The organism is Kitasatospora sp. NPDC101235, from assembly GCF_044767505.1.
Lineage (GTDB): Bacteria > Actinomycetota > Actinomycetes > Streptomycetales > Streptomycetaceae > Kitasatospora.
The window spans coordinates 77,903-100,569 of the sequence record NZ_JBIWNZ010000001.1 but is presented as its reverse complement, the minus strand read 5'-3'; the positions used below and the strand labels follow the sequence as shown (position 1 = coordinate 100,569).

20 protein-coding genes and 3 tRNA genes are annotated in these 22,667 nt (G+C 74.1%); 3 read left to right on the top strand and 20 right to left on the bottom strand.

The window, feature by feature from the left end; genetic code table 11:
- Positions 1-149 precede the first annotated feature (149 nt).
- The 3 genes from ACIRRH_RS00450 to ACIRRH_RS00440 all read right to left on the bottom strand — a co-directional run bounded on the left by ACIRRH_RS00450 (position 150) and on the right by ACIRRH_RS00440 (position 3,130).
- On the bottom strand, positions 150-1,445 hold the full coding sequence (locus tag ACIRRH_RS00450; RefSeq protein WP_380770340.1) for a hypothetical protein: 1,296 nt from the start codon (positions 1,443-1,445) through the stop codon (positions 150-152).
- A gap of 98 nt (positions 1,446-1,543) precedes the next feature.
- Positions 1,544-1,616 (bottom strand) — tRNA-Ala (locus ACIRRH_RS00445).
- A 266-nt stretch (positions 1,617-1,882) separates the two neighbouring features.
- Positions 1,883-3,130: an MFS transporter gene (locus ACIRRH_RS00440; protein ID WP_403061058.1), complete on the bottom strand. Its 1,248-nt coding sequence runs from the start codon at positions 3,128-3,130 to the stop codon at positions 1,883-1,885.
- Here ACIRRH_RS00440 and ACIRRH_RS00435 point away from each other — a divergent pair.
- Complete coding sequence (locus ACIRRH_RS00435; protein ID WP_403059544.1) at positions 3,129-3,716, top strand: hypothetical protein; 588 nt, start codon at positions 3,129-3,131, stop codon at positions 3,714-3,716. The two genes, ACIRRH_RS00440 and ACIRRH_RS00435, sit on opposite strands and share 2 nt — an antisense overlap.
- A gap of 100 nt (positions 3,717-3,816) precedes the next feature.
- Here ACIRRH_RS00435 and ACIRRH_RS00430 read toward each other — a convergent pair.
- The 8 genes from ACIRRH_RS00430 to ACIRRH_RS00395 form a co-directional block, all read right to left on the bottom strand.
- A tRNA-Ala gene (locus ACIRRH_RS00430) sits at positions 3,817-3,889 on the bottom strand.
- 43 nt (positions 3,890-3,932) lie between these two features.
- A tRNA-Ala gene (locus ACIRRH_RS00425) sits at positions 3,933-4,005 on the bottom strand.
- Between the two features lie 163 nt (positions 4,006-4,168).
- Positions 4,169-4,819 carry a histidine phosphatase family protein gene (locus ACIRRH_RS00420; protein WP_403061055.1) on the bottom strand — a complete coding sequence of 217 codons (651 nt, stop codon included), beginning with the start codon at positions 4,817-4,819 and terminating at the stop codon, positions 4,169-4,171.
- The gene (gene rsfS, locus ACIRRH_RS00415; protein ID WP_403059541.1) at positions 4,816-5,274 is read right to left on the bottom strand and encodes a ribosome silencing factor; all 459 of its coding nucleotides are present in this window, start codon (positions 5,272-5,274) and stop codon (positions 4,816-4,818) included. The genes ACIRRH_RS00420 and rsfS overlap by 4 nt, the downstream gene beginning before the upstream one ends.
- A gap of 212 nt (positions 5,275-5,486) precedes the next feature.
- Positions 5,487-7,316: a LytR C-terminal domain-containing protein gene (locus ACIRRH_RS00410; protein WP_403059538.1), complete on the bottom strand. Its 1,830-nt coding sequence runs from the start codon at positions 7,314-7,316 to the stop codon at positions 5,487-5,489.
- 14 nt (positions 7,317-7,330) lie between these two features.
- Positions 7,331-7,963 (bottom strand): nicotinate-nucleotide adenylyltransferase, encoded by a 633-nt coding sequence (gene nadD / locus ACIRRH_RS00405; protein WP_403059535.1) that lies wholly within the window; start codon positions 7,961-7,963, stop codon positions 7,331-7,333.
- 145 nt (positions 7,964-8,108) lie between these two features.
- On the bottom strand, positions 8,109-8,264 hold the full coding sequence (locus ACIRRH_RS00400) for a hypothetical protein (protein WP_224284513.1): 156 nt from the start codon (positions 8,262-8,264) through the stop codon (positions 8,109-8,111).
- A gap of 188 nt (positions 8,265-8,452) precedes the next feature.
- Positions 8,453-8,599 (bottom strand): hypothetical protein, encoded by a 147-nt coding sequence (locus ACIRRH_RS00395; protein WP_188295498.1) that lies wholly within the window; start codon positions 8,597-8,599, stop codon positions 8,453-8,455.
- Between the two features lie 262 nt (positions 8,600-8,861).
- Here ACIRRH_RS00395 and ACIRRH_RS00390 point away from each other — a divergent pair, with 262 nt between their 5' ends.
- Complete coding sequence (locus tag ACIRRH_RS00390; RefSeq protein WP_403059531.1) at positions 8,862-9,977, top strand: M48 family metallopeptidase; 1,116 nt, start codon at positions 8,862-8,864, stop codon at positions 9,975-9,977.
- 75 nt (positions 9,978-10,052) lie between these two features.
- On the opposite strand, the gene ACIRRH_RS00385 is transcribed toward ACIRRH_RS00390, so the two are convergent.
- The 5 genes from ACIRRH_RS00385 to proB all read right to left on the bottom strand — a co-directional run bounded on the left by ACIRRH_RS00385 (position 10,053) and on the right by proB (position 15,190).
- Positions 10,053-11,114 carry a hypothetical protein gene (locus ACIRRH_RS00385; protein ID WP_403059528.1) on the bottom strand — a complete coding sequence of 354 codons (1,062 nt, stop codon included), beginning with the start codon at positions 11,112-11,114 and terminating at the stop codon, positions 10,053-10,055.
- A gap of 96 nt (positions 11,115-11,210) precedes the next feature.
- Positions 11,211-11,795 carry a hypothetical protein gene (locus ACIRRH_RS00380; protein WP_403059525.1) on the bottom strand — a complete coding sequence of 195 codons (585 nt, stop codon included), beginning with the start codon at positions 11,793-11,795 and terminating at the stop codon, positions 11,211-11,213.
- Positions 11,796-11,884: 89 nt separating this feature from the next.
- A complete protein-coding gene (locus tag ACIRRH_RS00375) occupies positions 11,885-13,207 on the bottom strand; it encodes a glutamate-5-semialdehyde dehydrogenase (protein ID WP_403059522.1) in 1,323 nt (440 codons plus the stop codon).
- Positions 13,208-13,299: 92 nt separating this feature from the next.
- Positions 13,300-13,824: a hypothetical protein gene (locus ACIRRH_RS00370; RefSeq protein WP_403059519.1), complete on the bottom strand. Its 525-nt coding sequence runs from the start codon at positions 13,822-13,824 to the stop codon at positions 13,300-13,302.
- A 229-nt stretch (positions 13,825-14,053) separates the two neighbouring features.
- Positions 14,054-15,190 carry a glutamate 5-kinase gene (gene proB, locus ACIRRH_RS00365; protein ID WP_403059516.1) on the bottom strand — a complete coding sequence of 379 codons (1,137 nt, stop codon included), beginning with the start codon at positions 15,188-15,190 and terminating at the stop codon, positions 14,054-14,056.
- 315 nt (positions 15,191-15,505) lie between these two features.
- Here proB and ACIRRH_RS00360 point away from each other — a divergent pair, with 315 nt between their 5' ends.
- Positions 15,506-16,273 (top strand): hypothetical protein, encoded by a 768-nt coding sequence (locus ACIRRH_RS00360; protein ID WP_403059513.1) that lies wholly within the window; start codon positions 15,506-15,508, stop codon positions 16,271-16,273.
- 84 nt (positions 16,274-16,357) lie between these two features.
- Here the strand turns inward: ACIRRH_RS00360 and obgE are convergent, their stop codons facing one another.
- The 4 genes from obgE to ACIRRH_RS00340 all read right to left on the bottom strand — a co-directional run bounded on the left by obgE (position 16,358) and on the right by ACIRRH_RS00340 (position 22,375).
- Positions 16,358-17,836 carry a GTPase ObgE gene (obgE, locus tag ACIRRH_RS00355; RefSeq protein ID WP_403059510.1) on the bottom strand — a complete coding sequence of 493 codons (1,479 nt, stop codon included), beginning with the start codon at positions 17,834-17,836 and terminating at the stop codon, positions 16,358-16,360.
- Positions 17,837-17,956: 120 nt separating this feature from the next.
- Positions 17,957-18,214 (bottom strand): 50S ribosomal protein L27, encoded by a 258-nt coding sequence (gene rpmA, locus ACIRRH_RS00350; RefSeq protein WP_030058248.1) that lies wholly within the window; start codon positions 18,212-18,214, stop codon positions 17,957-17,959.
- Positions 18,215-18,228: 14 nt separating this feature from the next.
- Positions 18,229-18,546 (bottom strand): 50S ribosomal protein L21, encoded by a 318-nt coding sequence (rplU, locus tag ACIRRH_RS00345; RefSeq protein ID WP_045696828.1) that lies wholly within the window; start codon positions 18,544-18,546, stop codon positions 18,229-18,231.
- A gap of 229 nt (positions 18,547-18,775) precedes the next feature.
- Positions 18,776-22,375 carry a ribonuclease E/G gene (locus ACIRRH_RS00340; protein ID WP_403059507.1) on the bottom strand — a complete coding sequence of 1,200 codons (3,600 nt, stop codon included), beginning with the start codon at positions 22,373-22,375 and terminating at the stop codon, positions 18,776-18,778.
- Between the last annotated feature and the right edge of the window lie 292 nt (positions 22,376-22,667).

Here is a 22,667-nt window from a genome sequence, read left to right as displayed (position 1 = left end):
CGCGGCCGGCTAAGGAGCAGGCGCACGGTTCGCATGGGCTCAGGGTACCGCAAGCGGGTCGGCGCGCTCCCGGGAGTACCGCCCGGGAGCGCGCCCGCACCGACGGCGGCGCGGCGGCCTCCCCGGGCGGCGGGACCCCGGGACGTCCCTCACCGGGCCGCCACCCGCCCCGCCGCGTCGAACTCCCGCAGCGCCTTCGCCAGCCGCTCGGACTGCATCCCCGCCGCGAGCGAGCGCGCCAGCGCCGCGGTGCGGGCCGCCTCCCGCTGGTCGCCGAGCCTGCGGTGGGCCTCGGCGAGGCGCACCATCAGCAGCGCCTTGGAGCGGGCCCGCCCCGGCCCGAGCCCGGCCACGGCCTCGGCGAGCAGCACCTTCGCCAGCCGGTGCTGGCCGAGCGCCAGCCGGCCCTCCCCCACCATCCCGGCGAGGCCGGCCCGGGCCTCCTCGGCGCCGGGCAGGCCGTCCAGCTCGGCGAAGGCCCGGGCGGCGGCGGTCTCGGCCCGCTCGGCCTCACCCCGGCGGCCGTACGCGCGGGCGAGCCGGCCGTACTGGCGGGCCCGGGCGGTGGGGCTGAGCGCGGCGCCGTGGGTGTCCAGGGCCCCGGCGAGCGCGGACACGGCGTCCAGCCCGCGCCCGCCGGCGCCCTGGGTGGCGAGCACGACCAGTGCGCCGAGCACCGCGACCCCGAGCCGGGGGTCGCCGCTGACGTGGGCGGCGCGCAGCGCGGCGACGAAGGCCCGCTGGGCAGCCGCGTCGTGGCCGAGGTCGTACGCGGCCCAGCCGGCCAGCCGGGCGAGTCTGCTGGCCGTGCCGTACAGCTCGCGGCCGAGCCGTTCGTCGTACGCGCCGAGTTCCAGCAGCTTGGCCAGCATGGCGAGTTCGGCCCGGACGGGGCCGAGGACGAGGCCGCCGCCGCAGGCCCGTTCGAGCTTCTGCTTGCTGCGGTAGGACAGGCCGAGTTCGCCGACCAGCCCGGGTTCGACGCGCAGCGCGCCCTCCCCGCCGCCGACGGGCGGTGGCGGGGAGTCGAGGCGGGCGGCGGCCTGGTCGAGGTCGGCGCTGCGGAACAGGTCGGTGAGGCGGACCGGGCCGGCGTCGGTGGCGGCCTCGCGCAGTGCGGTCTGGGCGGTGTCGGCGGTCCACGGGTCGGTGAGCAGCCTGGGCGAGAGGATCTTGGCGCCGCGGTGGCCGCCCATCCGGCCCCAGAGCTGTTCGTAGGTGACGGCGATGCCGAGGGTGCGACTGAGCACCTCGCAGACCGCCTGGTCGTGCGGGCTGCGCGGCACCATGCCGCGGTCGCGCCACTTGTACGGGGCGGTGGAGCTGATGGCGAGGCCCGGCGGCAGGGCGAGGCTCACCTCGCGGGCGAGCCGTTCCGGACTCCAGCCGAGCTGGTGGAGTATCCGGGCCAGTTCCTCGTTCCGCCTTCGCTCCAGATCGGCCATGGCACGACGGTAGCGGGATTCCGGGCTCTCCGACCGGTGGCACGGGCAGAACGGCGAAGAGCCGCCTCCCGTTTCCGGGAGGCGGCTCTCGACTTCTGTGGAGCTATGGGGAATTGAACCCCAGACCTCTTGCATGCCATGCAAGCGCTCTACCAACTGAGCTATAGCCCCTTGACCTGCGATGTCACCGTGGTTCCCGGTTGTTTCCGACCGTTTCCCTCGGCGACATCGACTACTTTACACGGTCCGGGGGGTGCTCCAGAAATCCGTTTCCCGAGGTCCGCACCACACGCCCCGGGAGCCCCGCGTCCCGGGCTCCGAAAGCCCGAGCTCCGGGGCCGCCTCCGGCGCCCCGGGCGTACGCCCCCCGCCCGGGGCGCGCGGCGACCAGGCGGGCGCCCTGCCACCGCGCCGCTCCGGCCCCCGCCCCGTCCCCGCTACCGCGCCGCCCGCCAGCTGCGCGCCGCGAAGCCCGCGGAGGTCAGCACCACGGCGGCGGCGACCAGCAGGGTGGTCCGCACCGCGCCCCCCGACTCGGCGGCCGGCGCCGGCAGGTCGACCCGGCCGAGGAACACCGAGCCCAGCACCGCGACGCCGATCACCTGGCCGAGCTGGATGACCGTCACCATCACGCCACTGGCGTCGGCCGCGTCCTCGGGCTCCACCCCCGCGAGCGCCCGGGCGAACAGCGGTGCGTACGCGCAGCCGGCGGCCAGGCCGAGCGCGGCCATCTCCACCAGCGGACCGGCGCAGACCTCCGCCCCGCCGCCGAGCAGCAGTCCGAGCAGCAGGTAGCCGCCGGCGAGCAGCACCCCGGCGAGCGCCGGCAGGGCCCGGTGCAGCCGCCCGGGCAGCCGGTGCCAGTGCATGCTGGACAGCCCGAAGCCGACCGCGACGGGCGCCGAGCAGAGCCCGGCCTTCAGCGCGCTGTGGCCGAGCGCGGCCTGCTGGTGCAGGGCGAAGGCGAACATGAAACCCGCGAAGGCCGCCATGATCGAGAACAGTCCGGCGGCCGCGGGGCGCAGCCCGGGGGCACGCAGCACCCGCCCGGAGATCAGCGGCTGTCCGCCGCGCCGGGCGATCCGGCGTTCGACGGCCACGAACACGCCGAACAGCAGCACGCCGGCCGCGATCATCACCCAGCCCCACGCGGGCCAGCCCAACTCGTGGCCGAGGACGAGCGGGACCACCAGCAGGCCGAGGGCCGCGCCGAGCACCACCAGGCCGGGGAGGTCGAAGCCGCGGGTGGCGTCGCCGGGCAGCCGGGGCAGCAGCCGGGCGCCGGCCGCGAGCAGCAGCACGCCGATCGGCACGTTGACCAGGAACACCGGCCGCCAGCCGCTTCCGAACAGGTCGGCGCTGACCAGGAGGCCGCCGAGCACCTGGCCGAGCGCTGTGCCGCCGGCCAGCACCGCCGAGTAGAGGCCGAGCGCCCGGGTGCGGGCGGCGCCGGTGAAGGTGCGCTGGAGCAGGCTCATCACCTGGGGCACCATCACGGCCGAGCCGGCGCCCTGGAGCAGCCGGAAGGCGATCAGCCAGCCCGTGGCCGGGGCGAGGCCGCAGGCCAGCGAGGCGGCGGTGAAGACGGCCAGGCCGAGCTGGAAGAGCCGGCTGTAGCCGTAGCGGGCGCCGAGCCGGGCGCCGGTGATGAGCAGCACGGCGTAGGCGATGGTGTAGCCGGCGATGACCAGCTGGAGTGCGGCGCCGGAGGCGCCCAGGTCGGTTCGGATGGTGGGGGACCGCGACGTTGACGATGGAGCCGTCGAGCACGGCCATGAACTGCCCGCACAGGACGAGCGCGAGGAGCAGTCCGGCCCGTACCGCTCGCTGTTCGGCACCGATCGGATGCGCCCGTCGCGCGGGGTGGTGTTCAACAGCCTCTGGTGCATGCTGACCGCCCCGCCGTGCTGCAACCCCTGCGAGAACCGGGAGGAGACCCTGCCGCGGATGGTGGCGGTGCTGCGCTCGGCGTACGGCAAGCACGTGGGCGAGCCGGCCTGGGAGGAGCACGTGCAGCGGATGTCGGCGCGCAGCGAGCTGTTCCGGGAGCTGTGGGACCGCCAGGAGGTCGCGCCGCCGGAGGCGTGGCTGCGGATGTTCCGCCACCCGGAGGTCGGGGTACTGCGGCTGAACGCCACCTACCTGACGATGCCGGGCGTGCCGGAGTGCTACATCGTGGTGTACGTGCCGGCCGGCCCGGAGGACCGGGAGCAGGTCGAGCGGCTCGGCTCGCTGCCGCCGGGCGGCTGGAGCCACACCTGCGAGGCCTGAGGCCGGAGCCCGCTCGATGAAACGGCGGGGGACTGAAACGGCGGGAGGCCGAAACGCCGGAAGGCCGCCGCCCCTTGGGCGACGGCCTTCCGAACTGCTGTGGAGCTATGGGGAATTGAACCCCAGACCTCTTGCATGCCATGCAAGCGCTCTACCAACTGAGCTATAGCCCCGCGACACGGGCGACCCTGGCTGACCACGACCGCCGATGCGGAGTGGAGCTATGGGGAATTGAACCCCAGACCTCTTGCATGCCATGCAAGCGCTCTACCAACTGAGCTATAGCCCCGCACTCACCGGATCTCCCGCTTCCCTTCCGGGCCGCGTTCCTTCCCTGCGAACGAGGAAGACTCTAGCTGGTCAGGGCCGGAACTGCGAAATCCGCTCCCTCCGGACCCCGCCGAGGGCCCCGAGAGGCCCCCGGCGCCCGGTGCCGCCCGCGCCGGGACCGCTCAGGTGTCGTCGCCGATGACCGGCTGCGGCAGCGTGCCCGCGTTGTGCTCCAGCAGGCGCCAGCCGCGCGTGCCGTGGCCGAGCACCGACCAGCAGCAGTTGGACAGCCCGCCGAAGCGCTCCCACTGGGCCGGCTCCAGGCCGAGCAGCCGCCCGAGCATGGTGCGGATCGTCCCGCCGTGGCTGACCACCACCAGCGTGCCGTTCTCGGGGAGCTTGCCGACGGCCTCCAGGACCACGGGCACCGAGCGGTCGGCGACCTCGGTGGCCAGCTCGCCGCCACCGCCGCGCCGCACCGGATCGCCGGCCGCCCAGGCCTCGTACTCCTCCGGGAAGCGCTCGCGGATCTCGGCGTTGGTCAGGCCCTGCCAGGAGCCCGCGAAGGTCTCCCGCAGGCCCTCGTGGTGCTGCACGTCGAGCCCGGTGACCGCGGCCAGCTCGGCAGCGGTGCGCCGGGCGCGCGTGAGGTCCGAGGAGATCAGCAGGTCGGGACGGAGCCCGGAGAGCAGCCGGGCCGCCCGCTGGGCCTGCAGGACGCCCTGCCCGGTCAGCTCGATGTCCGTGGTGCCCTGGAAGCGGGATTCGAGGTTCCAGGACGTCTGACCGTGCCGCCAGAAGACGATGCGCGGGCCCCGGGTGCCCCGGCTCAGTGCAGGTCCTCGGGCTTGCCGAAGTCGTCGGCGGGGGCGACGGCGTTGCCGGCCCCGTCGGTGTGGGCGTCCGGGCGGTTGCGCGAGGCCAGGGCGTCCTCGGGCAGCGGCAGCTCGGGGCAGTCCTTCCAGAGCCGGTCCAGCGAGTAGAAGGAGCGCTCCTCGGAGTGCTGGACGTGCACGACGATGTCCAGGTAGTCGAGCAGGATCCAGCGGCCCTCGCGCTCGCCCTCGCGGCGCACCGGCTTGATGTCCAGCTGCTCGCGCAGCTGGTCCTCGATCTCCTCGGCGATCGAGCGGACCTGGCGGTCGTTGTTCGCGGAGGCGATCAGGAAGGCGTCGGTGATCGACAGCACCTCGCTGACGTCGAAGGCGATGATGTTGTGCGCGAGCTTGTCGGCCGCCGCCTGCGCGGCGACGGTGATGAGCTGCTGGCTGTGGTCGGTGACGGTCACGGTGTTCTTCCGGCTCGGCGGCTTGGGGCGCCCCGGCGCGCGGCCGGGGTCGCCTTCCAGGATCTCACGCCGCCCGGGCGGGCCCGGAACCGTTTTCCGGGCCCCCGGCCGCCGCCGGGCACCGGCCGTCACCGACCCCGACACCGGCCGTCACCCGACCCCGACACCGGCCGTCACCCGACCCGGGCCGCCACCGGGCCCGGGCCACCGCCCTACTGGGTCTTCGGCGGCTGGTAGTCCTTGCCCAGCACGACCAGCAGGTCCGCGTTCTGGGTGTCGCCGGTCACCTTCTTCACCACCGTGTCCGGCAGGCCGAGGCTGGTCGCCAGCGACTTCGCCGCGCCCTGCCGGGCGTCGTCGGTGTAGCGGATCTCACTGGCGGCCTGCGGGGCGGCCTTGACGCCGCCCGGGATGAACGTCAGACCGGAGTTGACGATCTGGACCTGCGCGGCGGCCCCCGCCGCGTCGTTGCCGCTGGCGTCCTGGAGCGCGACCCGGGCCGGGGCGTCGCCGGTGGCCGCGGACTTCACGGTGCCGCCCAGCACGTCCTTGACCTGCTTGCCCGCGGTCGCCTCGTCCAGGCTGCCGTCCGGCTTGACGGTCAGCGCGGTGGTGCCGAAGTGGCCGTCCTTCGCCTGCTGGGCGAGCTGGACGAGCACCCCGGCGAGGGCGTCCTCGGGCAGCGAGGGGTCGAGCACCGCGTTCATCCGGTGCACGTCGTCCTTGGCGTCCTTGAACTCGGTCGGCATGGTGCGCACCACCGCGTCCAGGACCTGCCCGAACCGGGCCAGCTGGGCGTCCCGGTTCTCGCCGGGGTTCTGCAGCGTGGCGTACGCGACCGCGGCCTTGCCGCTGAGCATGGTGTTCTTCCCGGCCGCGGACAGCAGCTTGCCGTCCGGCTTGTTGCCCTCGTGGGTCTCGGCGTTGGTGTCCACCCGGACGCCGCCGAGCTGGGAGACCAGCAGTTCCAGGTACGGGGTGTCCAGCCGCCAGGTGCCGGCCACCGGGGCGCCGAGCACGGTGGACAGGCCGTCGCGGGTCGCCGAGGCGCCGATGCCGTCCATGGACTGGCCGACCGTGGTGACCGGCGGGTCGCCCGGGCCGGGCAGCCGCAGGGTGTCGGGCAGCAGCAGCACCGTGCCCTTCTTCCCGGAGGCGTCGTTGACCAGCAGCGCGCTGGACACCTTGCCCTGGAGGTCGCGCAGGTGGACGACGTTGACCTGGCGCCCGCCGGCGGCGGTGGCCGCGGTCGGCTTGTCGCCGGTGAGGAAGAGGTACCCGCCGACGCCGCCGGCCGCGAGCGCCGCCACCACACCGAGGCCGATCAGCCGGTTGCGCAGCTTGCGGCGGCGCTCGGCGCGCACCTCACTGCGGGACTCGGCGAACTTCAGCCAGTCGATGACGTCCTCGGTCTCCTCCGCCTCCTCGTCGACGAAGGTGAACTCGCCCGTGGTGTAGCTGTCCTTGGGCGCCTTGCTCCCGGCCTTCCCGGCCCGCGCCCCGGCGACCTGCTCGGACGGCGGCTCGGCCTTGGCCGGCACCGGCTCCGTGGCGGGCCGGGGCACCCGCGGACGCGGCGGCGCGACGACGGGGGCCGCCGCGGCAGCGCCGGGGGCGGCGGCGGAAGGCGCGGCAGCCTCGGCCGTCGCCGGCGACGGCGCCTGCGGCTCGACGGCCTGGTACGGCTGCTGCTGGTAGCCCTGGTAGCCCTGCTGCTGGTAGCCGTACGGGTCCTGCCCGTACACCGGCTGCCCGTACTGGTCGTACTGCTGCTGGTCGTACGGCTGCGGCTCGTACGACTGGGACTGCTGCTGCGGGAACTGCCCGCTCTGGCCGCCCTGCTGGTACCCGTCGTAGCCCTGGTGGCCCTGCTGCTGGTAGCCGTACGGGTCCTGCCCGTACACCGGCTGCCCGTACTGGTCGTACTGCTGCTGCTCGTACGACTGCGGCTCCTGCTGCGGGTGCCGGTAGCCCTGGTACGGCTGCTGGTACTGCCCGGTGGACCAGTCCTCCGGCCGCCGGCCGTCGCTGCGATCAGTCATGCACCGCTCCCGGATCAGTCCCCGCGCGGCGCGTACAGCGCCCGCTTGTCGATGTAGCGGACCACGCCGTCCGGGACGAGGTACCAGACCGGCTCGCCCTGGGCGACCCGGTTGCGGCAGTCCGTGGAGGAGATGGCCAGCGCCGGGACCTCCACCAGGGAGACCCCGCCCACCGGAAGCCCGGCGTCCGACAGAGTGTGCCCCGGGCGGGTGCATCCGATGAAGTGGGCCAGCGAGAAGAGTTCGTCGGAGTCGCGCCAGGACAGGATCTGGGCGAGCGCGTCGGCACCGGTGATGAAGAAGAGGTCGGCGTCCGGGTGCAGGGCGTGCAGGTCGCGCAGGGTGTCGACGGTGTAGGTCGGGCCCTCGCGGTCGATGTCGATCCGGCTGACCGAGAACTGCGGGTTCTCGGCGGTCGCGATGACCGTCATCAGGTAGCGGTCCTCGGCCGGGGTGACGTGACGGTCGCTCTTCTGCCACGGCTGCCCGGTCGGCACGAAGATCACCTCGTCCAGGTGGAACGCGCTCGCGACCTCACTGGCGGCGACGAGGTGGCCGTGGTGGATCGGGTCGAAGGTGCCGCCCATCACGCCGAGGCGCTTCTTCACCGGTTCCGGTCCGCCGGGATTCCCGGCCTGCTCTCCCATGCCGCCACACCTTACGCGACACCCGTTACGGTGCGGGAACGGCCGGGTGGCGGTCCCCCGCAGACCGCGTGAGGGTTGTCCGCAGATGCGTGAGGGAGCGGCCGGCCGGTGGCCGGACGCTCCCCGAGCGGTCCCGGAATGCGGCTCAGCGGTCCCGGTTGAAGCGGGTGGTGATGAAGAGCAGGAGCAGCAGGATGACCAGCGCGGCGCCACCGGTCAGGGCCGGGTTCAGACTGTCGTGGTTGCCCCCCTCGCCCTCGGCGAGGAGGTTCAGAACGGGGAGTGCGGCAGCAGTGCTCATGGTCGGCGGGACCTTCTCGGCTCGGTGAACGGACCTGGGGTTGTTCCGGGCCGGCGAGGGCCCACCCGTCATCGTACGGGGGGTTACACGGCAACCGCTCGGCGGCCCACCGCCGCTGACCGGGCGTGAGCGCGGACCCGGGGAAGGGGCCGGGAAAGGACCGGGAAAGGACCGGGGAAGGCCCTGGCCTAGTTGTTCTTGAAGGCGCGCGCCATGATCCAGACCAGCAGGCCGATGCCCACGAAGGACGCGACCACGATGATCCGCAGGAACAGGCCGGGGCCGGACTCGTCGGAGATGGGCGCGGCCAGGCTGACAAGCGTGTCGGTGGACATCTGCGGGGCTCCTCGAACTGCTCGGTACCGCGGCCGGGTCCGGTCTCGGTCATCCAGGCCTCAGGGTAAACCGGCCTCACACCGGCGCAGCCCACCGACCCCTGTGACGTGCCCGCCGCCCGCGCGGCGACCCGCCCGTACGCCGGCTCCGGGGACGAGTACGCAACCACGCACGTTGCACAGGCAGTCGTTGCAGGCGAAGACCAGCGGGGGGAGCGGGCCAGTGGGCCGCAGCCGCCGTCGACCAGGAGGGACCCAGACCATGACCGACACGACCGCGAAGACCCCGAGCCGCCGCCGCGAGCGCTTCCCCGGGATCTCCACCCGCGCCTGGGAACACCCGGCGGACCGCTCCGCCCTGGTCGCTCTGCGCAGGCTGACCGGCTTCGACGACATCCTGAAGAAGCTCGCCGGCCTGGTCTCCGAGCGGGCGATCCGGCTGATGTTCCTGGCCACCGCCGTGAAGACCTCCGAGCGCCAGTTCCCGGAGCTGCACGACATGGTGCGCGACGCCGCCTACGTGCTCGACCTGGAGCAGGTCCCCGACCTGTACGTCACCCAGGACCCGACGGTCAACGCGTACTGCATCGGCATCGACACCCCGGTCATCGTGGTCACCAGCGGTCTGGTCGAGCTGCTCGACGAGGAGGAGCTGCGCTCGGTCATCGGCCACGAGGTCGGCCACGCGATGTCCGGCCACGCCGTCTACCGGACGATGCTGATGATCCTCACCAACATCGCCACCCGGATCGCCTGGGTGCCGCTCGGCAACCTGGCGATCACCGCGATCATCACCGCGCTCAAGGAGTGGTTCCGCAAGGCGGAGCTGTCCAGCGACCGGGCCGGCCTGCTCGCCGGGCAGGACCTCCAGGCGTCCATGCGGGCCCTGATGAAGCTGGCCGGGGGCCACAACCTGGCCGAGATGAACGTCGACGCCTTCCTGGAGCAGGCCGAGGAGTACGAGAAGGCCGGCGACCTGCGCGACGGCGTGCTCAAGGTGCTCCAGGTGCTGCCGCAGACCCACCCCTTCGCGGTGGTCCGGGTCGCCCAGCTGAAGAAGTGGGCGGAGAGCGACGACTACCGCTCGATCCTGGCCGGCGCCTACCCGCGCCGCTCGGACGACCCGGACGCCTCGGTCACCGAGCAGTGGAAGGCCGCCGCCGAGCACTACACCACCTCGGTCAAGGAGAGCAAGGACCCGCTGATGGGCCTGCTCCGGGACGTCGCCGGCGGCGCCGCGACCGTCGGCGGCAAGCTCCGCGACACCTTCACCGGCAACGGAAACCGCAACGGCTCCTCGGGCAGCGGATCCTCGGGCAACGGCTCCTCGGGCAACGGCTCCTCGGGCAGCGGCTCCTCGGGCAGCGGCGGCAACTGACCCGCCCGGTCCGCGACGGCGGCCGGTGTCCCGCCCGGGGCACCGGCCGCCGCGCCGTTCCACCGCCCGGGCGCCTCAGCTGCCCGCCAGCACCCCGCACACCTGCCAGCCCGGCCGGGCGTGGTTGCCGGGGTCGACCGGCGTCGGCGGCGCGACCACCGCGCCCTGCGCGGTGGCCAGCACCGGCTGCAGGAAGCCCGCCGTCGAGGTGCCGCAGGGCTCCGGCCCGGCCTGCACCACCGAGTCCACCAGCCGCAGCTGCGCCGAGGCCAGGTCGACCCGGTCGAACTCGAAGGTCAGCTGCCGCCGCACGGTCTCCAGGGTGACCGGCGCTCCGGCCGGGGCGCCGGCCGGCTTCAGCGCGTAGACGAAGGTGTGGTCGGTGGTGATCTGCAGGGTCCCGCTGTCCGCCTCGTCGATCCGCATCGCGCCGGCCACCTTCACGGTGTTCGAGGCCAGCGCGACCTGCGCCGGGTCGAAGCGGACCATCCAGCCGGTCACCGCGTGGTGCCGGTCGTCCACCGGCTGCGCCACGCTCGCGTCGAACTCCGCCTGTTCACCGGGCGTGACGAAGGCCCGGACGTCCGCGGTGGCGCCCTGGACCAGCGTGGCCGGGGACAGCGAGGAGGCGACCAGGTAGCGCTGGACGGTGTCGAGCGCCTTGGCCACCTCGACCCGGCTGAAGTGCCCGGTGGCGGCCCCGGTCGGGGTGTTCAGCCCGATCGTGCCGTCCCCGTACCCGGGCGGCAGCACGGCGAACGGGTTCGCCGGGTCGGCGACCGGGTGGACGGCCGAAGCCGGGCTCAACGCGACCAGGCTGACGGTCAGTTGGCTTCCCTCGGGCCGTACCGCGCCCCCCTTCGGCGAGCTCACCCCGAAGTACACCGCGGCCCCGAAGGCGAGCAGGATGAGCAGCAGCAGGGCGAACGCCTGGCGCGGGACGGTGCCCAGCAGGCCGAACCGCCCCCGCGGCCGGGTGGCCTTGCCGAAGGAGCCCGCCAGCCGCTCCCGGGCGGACAGTTCCTGGATGCGGGCAGCCCTCACGAACGATTCGTCGAACACGACGGACCGGAATTCGTCCTCGTTGCCGGAACCGCCCTCGGGCGTACCCTCCGGAGGCTCTCGCGGGTCACCCACACCACCAGGGTAGGCGGACACCGGCGCCGCCACGAGGGTCAGGGCGCACATTCCCGGGAACGCTCCGTGACCGCCGCCCCGGGGCGTGCGCCCGCGCTAGCCGGCGGGCGCCGTCACCACCAGCGGGGGCTCGGCCGGTGTCTGCCCCGGGTCGACCCCGGCGCTGCTGCTGCCGGACTCGGGGCGCCGGGGCGTGCCCGAGGAGCCGCCCACGCCCTGGTAGACCGCCGCGACCGCCACCGCGACCAGGCTCACGCCCATGATCACGGCGAGCACCCAGGCCACCGGCCGGTGCCAGCGCTGCTGGGCCACGTACCGCCCGCGGGCGCGCACCGGGTCGTAGCCGCGTCGCCACCGCCGCCGGCCCCGGCGGTCGGCGGCCCGGCCCGGCCCCGACCAGGGATCGGGGTAGAGGTGGTCCTCGTCGAGTCCGCTCGGGTACGGGCGCAGCTCCAGCGGCAGCCCCTCCCCGACCGGGACGTCACGGCCCCAGCCCGGGCCCGCGGTGTCCGGCTCGAACCGGGCCTCGGCGGCGGCGAGTTGCCGCTCCTTGGCGGTCGGCTCGTGCACGGCGGCGGACCGGACGAAGGCCTCATCGAAGACCACGGTGGCGAACTCGTCGTCCGCACCACCGTGGTCGGCGCCGTCGGGGTACGGAGAGCCCCCCACATCCTCAGCCACGGATTCAGCGTATTACCGGCCGGGCGATTTGTCTGTGGCTCCCGGCAGTTGGTCCGTCACACGTGTGACGGCCGCCCCGCGTACCGCGTTCAGCGGGCGTCCGCGCCCCCGCCGACGGTCTGCGCGGACTCGCCCCGGACGTGCCCGTCACCGGTGACGATGTACTTGGTGCTGGTCAGCTCGGGCAGGCCCATCGGGCCGCGGGCGTGCAGCTTCTGGGTGGAGATGCCGATCTCCGCGCCGAAGCCGAACTCGCCGCCGTCGGTGAAGCGGGTGGAGGCGTTGACGGCCACCGTGGTGGAGTCGACCAGCCTGGTGAAGCGGCGGGCGGCGGCCTGCGAGGTGGTGACGATCGCCTCGGTGTGACCGGAGGACCAGCGGCGGATGTGCTCGACGGCGGCGTCCAGCGAGGGCACCACGGCGGCGGCCAGGTCCAGCGAGAGGTACTCGGCGCCCCAGTCCTCGTCGGTGGCCGGCACCACGGTGGCCGGACCGCCCTGTGCGGCCTTCCGCACCGCCTCGTCGCCGTGCACGGTCACCCCGGCCTCGGCGAGCGCCACCAGCGCGAGCGGCAGGAAGGCGTCCGCGACGTCCTGGTGGACCAGCAGCGTCTCGGCCGCGTTGCAGACGCTGACCCGCTGCGCCTTGGAGTTCAGCAGGATGCCGACGGCCATCGCCAGGTCGGTCTCGGCGTCCACGTAGACGTGGCAGTTGCCGGTGCCGGTCTCGATCACCGGGACGGTCGAGCCCTCGACCACGGTACGGATCAGCGAGGCGCCGCCGCGCGGGATCAGCACGTCCACGTAGCCGCGGGCGCGCATCAGCTCCTGCACCGAGTCCCGGCTCTCCCCCGGCACCAGCTGGACCGCGTCGGCGGGCAGCCCGGCCGCGGCGACGGCGTCGCGCACCACGGCGACCAGCGCGGTGTTGGAGCGGTAGGCCGAGGCGGAGCCGCGCAGCAGCACCGCGTTGCCGGACTTGAGGCAGAGCGCGGCGGCGTCCGCGGTGACGTTCGGGCGGGCCTCGTAGATGATGCCGACCACGCCGAGCGGCACCCGGACCTGCCGCACGTCCAGGCCGTTGGGCAGGGTGTAGCCGCGCACCACCTCGCCGACCGGGTCGGGCAGGCCGGCCACGTCGCGCACGTCGGAGGCGATCGCGGCGATCCGCTCGTCGGTCAGGGTCAGCCGGTCGATCACCGACTCGGCGGTGCCGGCCGCCCGGGCCCGCTCCACGTCCTCGGCGTTGGCCGCGACGATCTCGGCGCTGCGGGCCACCAGGGCGTCCGCGACCGCCAGCAGCGCGGCATCCTTCGCGCCGCGCGGCAGCGGGGCGAGCACGGCGGCGGCCTCCCTGGCTCGGCGCGCTACGGCGAGGACGGGGCTGTCGGCGGTGGCGAGGTCGCTGGTCATGCCGCCAAGGGTAGCGACTGCGCCCGTCCCGTCCGGACGGCATTTCGCCCGGTGAGACGCCGCCCCGGACGTTCCCGGACCGTCAGGACGGCTCAGTACGGGTGCACGCCGCCCAGGGGCGGCGGCGGATCGCCGAAGCCCTCCGCCACCCGTTTGTGGTACGTCGCCCGGTCGACCACCTCCAGCCCGACGATCTCCCAGGGCGGCAGGTTCGCGGTGACCTTGTGCTCGCCCCACAGCCTCAGCGCGATGGCCGCCGCGTCGTGCAGGTCCCGGGCCTGTTCCCAGTAGCGGATCTCGGCGTGGTCGGCCGCGTAGCGGGCGGTCAGGAAGAACGCGTGGTCGTGTGCCAGCTGCTCCAGTGAGGCGCGCAGCGAGGACAGCGGGGTGACCTGCCCGGCCACGCTCAGCACCACGTGCCACAGCCGCGCCTGCTCGGGCACGGTGGGCGGCTGGGCCGCCCGGTCGCGTTCGGGCCGCAGCCTGCGCACCCCGCCGGGCCTCTGCGACGGCGGACCGGCCGGCTCGGCGGGGCCGTCCCCGCGTCCGCCGTCGATGCTGGTCAGCCGCCGGCCCGCCGTCCCTGCGGTCAGCGCTGCCTCGCGCCTGCGTTCCACCGGCGGCCTCCTGTTCGGCGATGTCGTGTCGTCCCCACCGGCCCCGTCGGCCCTCGGCCGACCGGTACGGCTGCGCCCCTCCTGGCCCGTGGCCGGGCCGCTCCCGGTACGGAGCGGCCCGCCGTCCGCGCTGCGCCGATCGGCCGGTGCCGGCTCGGGGCCTGTCTCATGGGTCCCTGCCAGGCGCGCGCCTGATCCGACAAAACCCAGGAGACAGGCCCCGGGCCGGTCAGCCCCGCAGAACGACCAGGTCGTCGCGGTGGACGACCTCGCGCTCGTACGCGGCGCCGAACTCCTGGGCCAGGTCGCGGGTGGACCGGCCGAGCAGGCGGGGCAACTCCCTCGCATCAAAGTTGACCAGTCCGCGAGCCACGATGTGGCCGTTTTCGGCAAGAAGGTCCACCGGATCACCCGCGGCGAACTCCCCGTCGACCCTGGTGACCCCGGCCGGCAGCAGCGAGGCGCCGCCGGAGACGACCGCCTGGACGGCGCCCGCGTCCAGGTGCAGCGCCCCGCGCGGGCTGCTCGCGTGGGCCAGCCAGAGCATCCGGTCGGAGGTCCGGCTGCCGGTGCGCAGGAAGAGCGTGCCGGTGGGCCGGCCGGACAGCGCGTCGGCGGCCTGGCTGGCGGCGGTGAGCACTACCGGGATGCCCGCGCCGGTGGCGATCCGGGCCGCCTCGACCTTGGTGACCATGCCACCGGTGCCGACCCCGGCCTTGCCGGCGCTGCCGATCTCGATGCCGTCGAGGTCCCGCGGGCCGCGCACCTCGGCGATCCGGCTGGTGCCGGGGCGGGACGGGTCGCCGTCGTACAGGCCGTCCACGTCGGAGAGCAGCACCAGCAGGTCGGCCCGGACCAGGTGGGCGACCAGCGCGGCGAGCCGGTCGTTGTCACCGAACTTGATTTCGGCGGTGGCCACGGTGTCGTTCTCGTTGACGATCGGCATCGCGCCCATCGCCAGCAGCTGGTCCAGGGTGCGGTAGGCGTTGCGGTAGTGGGCGCGCCGGCTGGCGTCCTCGGCGGTGAGCAGCACCTGGCCGACCCGGATGCCGTACCGGGCGAAGGAGGCGGTGTAGCGGGCGACCAGCAGGCCCTGGCCGACGCTGGCGGCGGCCTGCTGGCGGGCCAGGTCCTTGGGCCGCCCGTCCAGGCCGAGCGGGGCGAGCCCGGCGGCGATGGCGCCGGAGGAGACGAGCACGACCTCCGGCGCCTCGGGGCGGTTGCGTACCTTGGCGAGCGCGTCCACCAGGGCGTCGACGCGGTCGGCGTCCAGGCCGCCGGCCGCCGTGGTCAGGGAGGAGGAGCCGACCTTGACGACGATCCGCCGCGCGGTCAGCACCTCCTCCCGCAGAGAGTCCTCGCTCATCTCGCTGTACGCCCTTCCGGTGTGGTGCGGGTGCGGCGGGGCCCGGGCCCGGCCGTCACCCCCGCAATCTACGCGACTCGCGCAGGTCGTCCGCAGGCTGTTTCACCGGCTGGATCCGGCCTGGTCACGGCCTTGCCACAGCCCGTGCATCAATCCGGATGACTGGTATGGTCCCTGACCGAAAGCCAGATCGGGGGACGGCTTCTTGCCCGCTGGACCCATGTCGTCTTCGACCCTTCCTGTCACGACGGGCGGCGCCGCACTGGGCAAAGGCCGGCAACGGTCGCGGCCGTGCGCCCAGGAGAAAAGCGCATCATGCGTTCGTACACCACCAAGCTGACCGTCGCCGCGCTCGCGGCGGCCACCGCCCTGTCGCTCGCGGCCTGCGGGCCGGACAACGCGGACACCCCGGCCGGCACCGGCGGCGCCACCGGCGCGGCTCCGGCCCAGACCGGTGCGACCCCGGGGGCCGCCGCCGGGGGTGCGGCCGCCGGCGACGGCGCGGCCGGCGGTTCGACCGCGGCCCCGTCGGGCGCGGCGACCGGCGGTGCAGCGGCCGGCGGCGCCGCGGGCGGTGCCGGCACGGCCGGTGCCACGGGCGGCGGAGCCGGCGCCGGGTCCGTTCCCGCGGCCGCCACCAGTGTGAAGATCGGTCAGCCCGCCACCGTGGACTTCGCCGACAAGACCGCCAAGGTCACCACCAAGCTGGAGATCACCGTCACCGGCGTCGAGGTCGGTTCGGTGCAGGATTTCGCCGCCGCCAAGCTCAGCGTCGGTGACCTGGGGGGCCGCACCCCGATGTACGTCAGCTACACCATCAAGAACCTCGGGGACGCCAGCCTCTCCTTCACCGCCCCGGACGCCAAGTTCGTGCTCTTCGACACCACCGGCAAGAAGGGCCTCAACGTCTTCACCGCCGCCGCCCCGCTGCCCAAGTGCACCGGCGCGAAGTTCCAGGGCCTGGCCAAGGGCGCCGAGGTCAAGGGCTGCACCATCATCTCCACCCCCGGCAACACCCCGGCCGCCGTCGGCTACACCGACCTGGTCGACCCGCTGAAGCTCCAGGCCTCCTGGACCAAGTGACGCCCGGTCACCGCTGAGCACGCGAACGGCCCCCGCCACCTCGACAGGTGGCGGGGGCCGTTCGACCCTCAGAGCTCAGAAGGCTCAGTGGTCCTCGTCGTCGCCCTCGATGGCGGCCTGGCGGCCGCTGGAGAGCGCCTCGAAGGCGAGGAACTCGGCCTCGGCCGCGTCCCGGCCCTTCTGCTTCTCACGGCGGCGGTCGACCGCCGGGCGCTGGGTCTCCATGCGGTGGTCCTCACCGCGGCGGCCGAGCATCTCGGCGCCGGCGGCCATGGTCGGCTCCCAGTCGAAGACGACGGCGTTCTCCTCGGGGCCGATGATGACGGTGTCACCCTCGTGCGCCCCGACCTTCCACAGCTGCTCCTCGACGCCGAGGCGGGCCAGCCGGTCGGCGAGGTAGCCGACGGCCTCGTCGTTGGCGAAGTCGGTCTGGCGGACCCAGCGCTCCGGCTTCACACCGCGGATGCGGTAGGCGCCGTCCTCCTCGGTGATGGTGAAGCCCGCGTCGTCGACGGCCTTGGGCCGCAGCACGATCCGGGTGGACTCCGCGGCCGGCTTGGCGGCGCGTGCCTCGGCGACGATCCCGGCCATCGCGAAGCTCAGCTCGCGCAGGCCCTTGCGGGAGGCGGCGGAGACCTCGAACACCCGGTAGCCGCGCTCCTCCAGGGAGGCGCGGGTCAGGTCGGCGATGTCCTGGCCGTCCGGAACGTCCACCTTGTTGAGCGCGACCAGGCGCGGCCGGTCGTCCAAGCCGCCGTACTCGGCGAGTTCGGCCTCGATGGTCTCCAGGTCGGTCAGCGGGTCACGGCCGGGCTCCAGGGTGGCGCAGTCCAGCACGTGCACCAGCACCGAGCAGCGCTCGACGTGCCGCAGGAACTCCAGGCCCAGGCCGCGGCCCTGGCTGGCGCCCGGGATCAGGCCGGGCACGTCGGCGACGGTGTAGACGGTCTCGCCCGCGGTGACCACGCCGAGGTTGGGGATCAGGGTGGTGAACGGGTAGTCCGCGATCTTCGGCTTGGCGGCGGAGAGCACCGAGATCAAAGAGGACTTGCCGGCGCTCGGGTAGCCCACCAGGGCCACGTCGGCGACGGACTTGAGCTCCATGACGATGTCGCGGGCCTCGCCGGGCTCGCCGAGCAGCGCGAAACCGGGCGCCTTGCGGCGGGCCGAGGCCAGCGCGGCGTTGCCGAGGCCGCCGCGGCCGCCCTGGGCGGCGACGAAGCTGGTGCCGTGCCCGACCAGGTCGGCCAGCACGTTGCCCTGGCGGTCCAGCACCACGGTGCCGTCCGGCACCAGCAGGACGAGGTTCTCGCCGTCCGCACCGGTGCGGTGGCCGCCCGCGCCCGGCTTGCCGTTGGTGGCCTTGCGCTTGGGCGAGTGGTGGTATTCGAGCAGGGTGGTGACCTGCGAGTCCACGGTGAGGATGACGCTGCCGCCCTCACCGCCGTTGCCGCCGTCCGGCCCGCCGAGCGGCTTGAACTTCTCGCGGTGCACGGAGGCGCAGCCGTGGCCCCCGTTACCCGCGGCGACATGAAGTTCGACGCGGTCCACGAAGGTGGTCATGGGGTGTGCCTCCAGTGCGAGAGAGTCTGCTTGCTGCTGCGTAAAGCGTGAAGGGTGGACCGGAGAATTCCGGCCCACCCTTCACTGTGAGTCTTCTCAGACTCGGGAGTCCGCGGGGACTCAGGCCTCGACGGCCACGATGTTGACGACCTTGCGGCCGCGACGGTTGCCGAACTGCACCGCACCGGCGGTCAGCGCGAACAGGGTGTCGTCGCCACCGCGGCCGACACCGGCACCCGGGTGGAAGTGGGTGCCGCGCTGGCGGACGAGGATCTCGCCGGCCGAGACGACCTGGCCGCCGAAGCGCTTCACGCCGAGGCGCTGGGCGTTCGAGTCACGGCCGTTGCGGGTAGAGCTTGCGCCCTTCTTGTGTGCCATATCTCGCTATCCCCTTACTTGCTGACCGAGTCGATGCTGGTGATGCGCACCGCGGTGTGCTGCTGACGGTGACCCTGACGACGGCGGTAGCCGGTCTTGTTCTTGTAGCGCAGGATGACGATCTTGTCACCCTTGGTCTGGTCGACCACCTCGGCGTGAGCCTTCACGCCGGCCAGGACCCACGGGTCGGAGGTGACAGCGTCACCGTCGACGACGAGGATGGTCGAGAGCTCGACCGAGTCACCCGGCTTGGCCTCGATACGGTCGATCTCCAGCACGTCGCCGACGGCGACCTTGTGCTGGCGGCCGCCTGCGCGAACGATCGCGTACATGCGGTACCTGCTTTCCTTGCTCGGTCGGAACCCCCGACGCCAGCCACCTGGGTACGGACACAGGAGCCTCTCCCCGGCCCTCCGCGCGGACGCGGCGACCTCGGGAAGGTGATGTGCTCGGGAGCAATGGCGTAGACACGCCGATGGTCAAGAATACGGACCGGCCGCCCGGGGGGCAAACCGGCCCGTACGGCCCGGGGCGGAATCGCTCCCGCCCCGGGCGTGGGCACTACTCGGCCGCCGTATCACCCTCGGCGGCCGCGGCCTTCTTGGCCGCCGCGCTCGTCCGCTTGGTCGCGGTCTTGCGGGCGGTGGTCTTCTTGGCCGCCGTGGTGGTCTTCTTCGCGGCGGTCTTCTTGGCAGCGGTCTTCCGGGCAGCCCGCTTCTTCGGCGCCGGCGCCTCCTCGGCAGGAGCCTCCTCGACCGGGGCCTCGGCGGCCTCGGCGACGGGCTCCGCAGCGGCCGGGGCCTCGACGACCGCGGTCTCGACGACCACGACCGGCTCGGCCGGCGCCTCGGCGGCAGCCTCGGCAACGGCTTCCACGGCTTCCACGGCAGCCGGGGCGGCGGCCTCCAGGGCCGCCTCCAGCGCCGCCTCGGCCTTGGCCTGGAGCACCACGATCTCGGCGGTGTTCGGCGAACCGGCCGGAGCGGTCGCCTTGCGCACCGCCCGGCGGCGCGGACGGCCGACCGGAGCGGCGGCCGGGGCCTCGACCACGGGAGCCTCGACGACCGGGGCCTGCGCAGCCGCCTCGGCCGGCGCCTCGACGCCCGGGACCTCCAGGGCCAGCTGGCCCTCGATCTCCTCGCGCACCGGCTCGGCCGGCTCCGCGACGGCCTCCACCGCCACCGGCTCGGCCACAACGGCCACCGCGGCCTCGACGGCCTGCGGCTCCTCGTGGCCCGCGCCGCCCTTGCCCCGGCGGCGGCGCTTGCCACCGCCCGAGGCGGCCTCGCCCGCCGCCACGGGGGCGTGGACGTGGACGCTCGGCTGCTCCATGTGGACGATCACGCCGCGGCCGTTGCAGTGCACGCACGGCTCGGAGAAGGACTCCAGCAGGCCCTGGCCGACCCGCTTGCGGGTCATCTGGACCAGGCCCAGCGAGGTGACCTCGGCCACCTGGTGCTTGGTCCGGTCCCGGCCCAGGCACTCCAGCAGGCGGCGCAGCACCAGGTCGCGGTTGGACTCCAGCACCATGTCGATGAAGTCGATCACGATGATGCCGCCGAGGTCGCGCAGCCGCAGCTGGCGCACGATCTCCTCGGCCGCCTCGATGTTGTTCCGGGTGACCGTCTCCTCCAGGTTGCCGCCCTGGCCGACGAACTTCCCGGTGTTGACGTCGATGACGACCATCGCCTCGGTGCGGTCGATCACCAGCGAACCGCCGCTGGGCAGCCAGACCTTGCGGTCCAGCGCCTTCATCAGCTGCTCGTCGATCCGGTAGGTGGCGAACACGTCCACCTCGGAGGTCCACCGCTGGAGCCGCTCGGCGAGGTCCGGGGCCACGTTGGAGACGTACTCGTGGATGGTCTTCCACGCCTCGTCGCCGGAGACGATGACCTTGCTGAAGTCCTCGTTGAAGATGTCGCGGACGACCCGGACGGTCATGTCCGGCTCGCCGTACAGCAGCGCCGGGGCGTTGCCGGTCGCGGCCTTCTTCTGGATGTCCTCCCACTGCTGCTGGAGGCGCTGGACGTCGCGGGTCAGCTCCTCCTCGGAGGCGCCCTCGGCGGCGGTGCGCACGATGACGCCCGCGTCGTCCGGGACGATCTTCTTGAGGATCTGCTTCAGCCGGGCGCGCTCGTTCTCCGGGAGCTTGCGCGAGATGCCGGTCATCGAGCCCTCGGGCACGTACACCAGGTAGCGGCCGGGCAGCGAGATCTGGCTGGTCAGGCGGGCGCCCTTGTGGCCGATCGGGTCCTTGGAGACCTGCACCAGCACGGACTGGCCGGACTTCAGCACCGACTCGATCCGGCGCGGGCCGCCGTGGCCGCCCAGCGCACCGAAGTTGACCTCACCGGCGTACAGCACCGCGTTGCGGCCCTTGCCGATGTCGACGAAGGCGGCCTCCATCGACGGCAGCACGTTCTGGACCTTGCCCAGGTAGACGTTGCCGACGTACGAGGTGGCCTGCTCCTTGTTGACGTAGTGCTCGACCAGCACGCCGTCCTCGAGCACGCCGATCTGGGTGCGCTGGCCGCTCTGGCGCACCACCATGACGCGCTCGACCGACTCCCGGCGGGCCAGGAACTCGGCCTCGGTGATGATCGGCACCCGGCGGCGGCCCAGCTCGCGACCCTCGCGGCGGCGCTGCTTCTTGGCCTCCAGACGGGTCGAGCCCTTGATGGACTGCACCTCGTCCGGGTCGAAGGACGGCTCGGTGGAACGGCGGCGCGGCTCGCGCACCTTCACCACCGTGCGGACGCCGTCCTCGGTGGTCTCGGCGGTCTCGACGGCACCGGCCTCACCGCTGCGGCGACGACGGCGACGGCGACGGCGCGACGAGGACAGGCCGGCGGCCAGCTCGTCGTCCTCCTCGCCCTCCTCCTCGGAGACGGCCTCGGCCGGCTCCTCGGCAACGGGCTGCTCGGTCTCGGCGGCCTCGGCCGCCTCGAAGTCCTCGGCCTCGCCACGGCGACGGCGACGGCCGCCACGACGACGACGGCGCGACGGACGGCCGTCCTCCTCCCACTCGCCCTCGGTCTCCGGACCGGCGGCGGGGGCCTCCACGGCGGGCGCCTCGACGGCCGGAGCCTCGGCGGCGGGCGCCTCGACCGGCGCCTCGACCGGCGCCTTCACCGGCGCCTTCACCGGCGCCTGGGCGGCCGGCTTGCGACGGGTCGGCTCGACCCGGGTGCGGACCCGGCGGCGACGGCCGACACCGCTGTACTCGTACTCGTCCTCCTCCTCGCGCCCGACCGCGGCCGGGGCCTCGACCTGCGCCGGGGCGGCGGCGGGCTGCTGCGGCTCGGACGGCGCGACGAAGGGGGCCGGCTCCTGGAACACCGGCGCCTGGAAGATCGCGGTGGCCGGGCGGACGGCGCGGCGGCGCACCCGGTGGTGCGGCTCGGCCTCGGCGGCCGGGGCGGGCTGGGCCACCGGCTCGGCGGGGGCCTCGGCGGCCTCCTCCTCGGGCTCCTCCGCGACGGCGGGCTCCTCGGCCTGCGGCTCCTCGACGGCGGGCTCCTCCACCGGGGCCTCGACGACCGGCGCGGCCTCGACCACACGACGGCGGCGGGTGCGGCGGGCCGGAGCGGCGGGGGCCTCCTCGGCCACCGGCTCGGCGGCGGGAGCCTCCACGGCGGGGGTCTCGACGGCCGGCGCCCCGGCGGGAACCTCGGCCTCGGCCGCGGGGGCACCGGCGGGCGCCTCGGCGCGCTTGCGGGTCCGGCGGGCCCGGGCGGGCTTCTCGGCCTTCTCCGCCGTCTCGGACTTGTCCGCCTTCTTGGCCTTCTCGGCCTTCGCGGTGGTGGCCGCCTCGGCCTGCTCGGCGGCGTCCGGCGCGGTCACCACGATCGGGGTGGCCTCCGGCGCCCCGGCCGGGGCCTCCGCGCGCTTGCGGGTCCGGCGGGCCCGGACCGGCTTCTCGGCGACCGGCTCGGCCGCCGGCTCCACGGCCGGAGCCGGGGTGGGCGCGGCCGTCGGCGCCTCGGCCGACAGAACCGTCTCGGCCGTCTCGGCCGCGGCACCCTGCGGGGTGCCCGCCGGGCGGGACACCGCACGGCGACGGCGGCGCGGCGGCGCCGCGGAGGCGCCCTCGCCGCCGGTCGCGGCGGTTTCGTTCTGTTCCGTGGCTGCAGTCTGCTGCGGATCGGTGTTATCGAGCATGCGGGTGGATCTCCCGTCAGGCCCCCGGGCTCCGCATCCGGGCACGGCGCGGCACCGCTGGGTGGCCGGCATCGCGACGATGCCCGGACCGGACCCTTTGACGGTGCCGCCGCGCGGACGCGAGGCCGCACAGGGGCTCGTAGTCTCGCTCGGCGCCCCGCCCTCGGCGGGGTGTCGAAAGTCTTCTGGTCTGACCAGTCTTCTGAGGTTTTCCCAAGCTGCGCCGTCCCCCAACCCCGGGTGGCTCCCGGACGGGGTCCCGGACCGGCCGACCTTCCTGGTCGGCAGGCCC

Bases quoted from the DNA above. Each gene is read 5' to 3' on its own strand.
- ACIRRH_RS00450 (WP_380770340.1), bottom strand. From the start codon at position 1,445: ATGGCCGATCTGGAGCGAAGGCGGAACGAGGAACTGGCCCGGATACTC.
- ACIRRH_RS00435 (WP_403059544.1), top strand. From the start codon at position 3,129: ATGACCAGCTGGAGTGCGGCGCCGGAGGCGCCCAGGTCGGTTCGGATG.
- ACIRRH_RS00410 (WP_403059538.1), bottom strand. From the start codon at position 7,316: ATGACTGATCGCAGCGACGGCCGGCGGCCGGAGGACTGGTCCACCGGG.
- nadD (WP_403059535.1), bottom strand. From the start codon at position 7,963: ATGGGAGAGCAGGCCGGGAATCCCGGCGGACCGGAACCGGTGAAGAAG.
- ACIRRH_RS00400 (WP_224284513.1), bottom strand. From the start codon at position 8,264: ATGAGCACTGCTGCCGCACTCCCCGTTCTGAACCTCCTCGCCGAGGGC.
- ACIRRH_RS00395 (WP_188295498.1), bottom strand. From the start codon at position 8,599: ATGTCCACCGACACGCTTGTCAGCCTGGCCGCGCCCATCTCCGACGAG.
- ACIRRH_RS00390 (WP_403059531.1), top strand. From the start codon at position 8,862: ATGACCGACACGACCGCGAAGACCCCGAGCCGCCGCCGCGAGCGCTTC.
- ACIRRH_RS00375 (WP_403059522.1), bottom strand. From the start codon at position 13,207: ATGACCAGCGACCTCGCCACCGCCGACAGCCCCGTCCTCGCCGTAGCG.
- proB (WP_403059516.1), bottom strand. From the start codon at position 15,190: ATGAGCGAGGACTCTCTGCGGGAGGAGGTGCTGACCGCGCGGCGGATC.
- ACIRRH_RS00360 (WP_403059513.1), top strand. From the start codon at position 15,506: ATGCGTTCGTACACCACCAAGCTGACCGTCGCCGCGCTCGCGGCGGCC.
- obgE (WP_403059510.1), bottom strand. From the start codon at position 17,836: ATGACCACCTTCGTGGACCGCGTCGAACTTCATGTCGCCGCGGGTAAC.
- rpmA (WP_030058248.1), bottom strand. From the start codon at position 18,214: ATGGCACACAAGAAGGGCGCAAGCTCTACCCGCAACGGCCGTGACTCG.
- rplU (WP_045696828.1), bottom strand. From the start codon at position 18,546: ATGTACGCGATCGTTCGCGCAGGCGGCCGCCAGCACAAGGTCGCCGTC.
- ACIRRH_RS00340 (WP_403059507.1), bottom strand. From the start codon at position 22,375: ATGCTCGATAACACCGATCCGCAGCAGACTGCAGCCACGGAACAGAAC.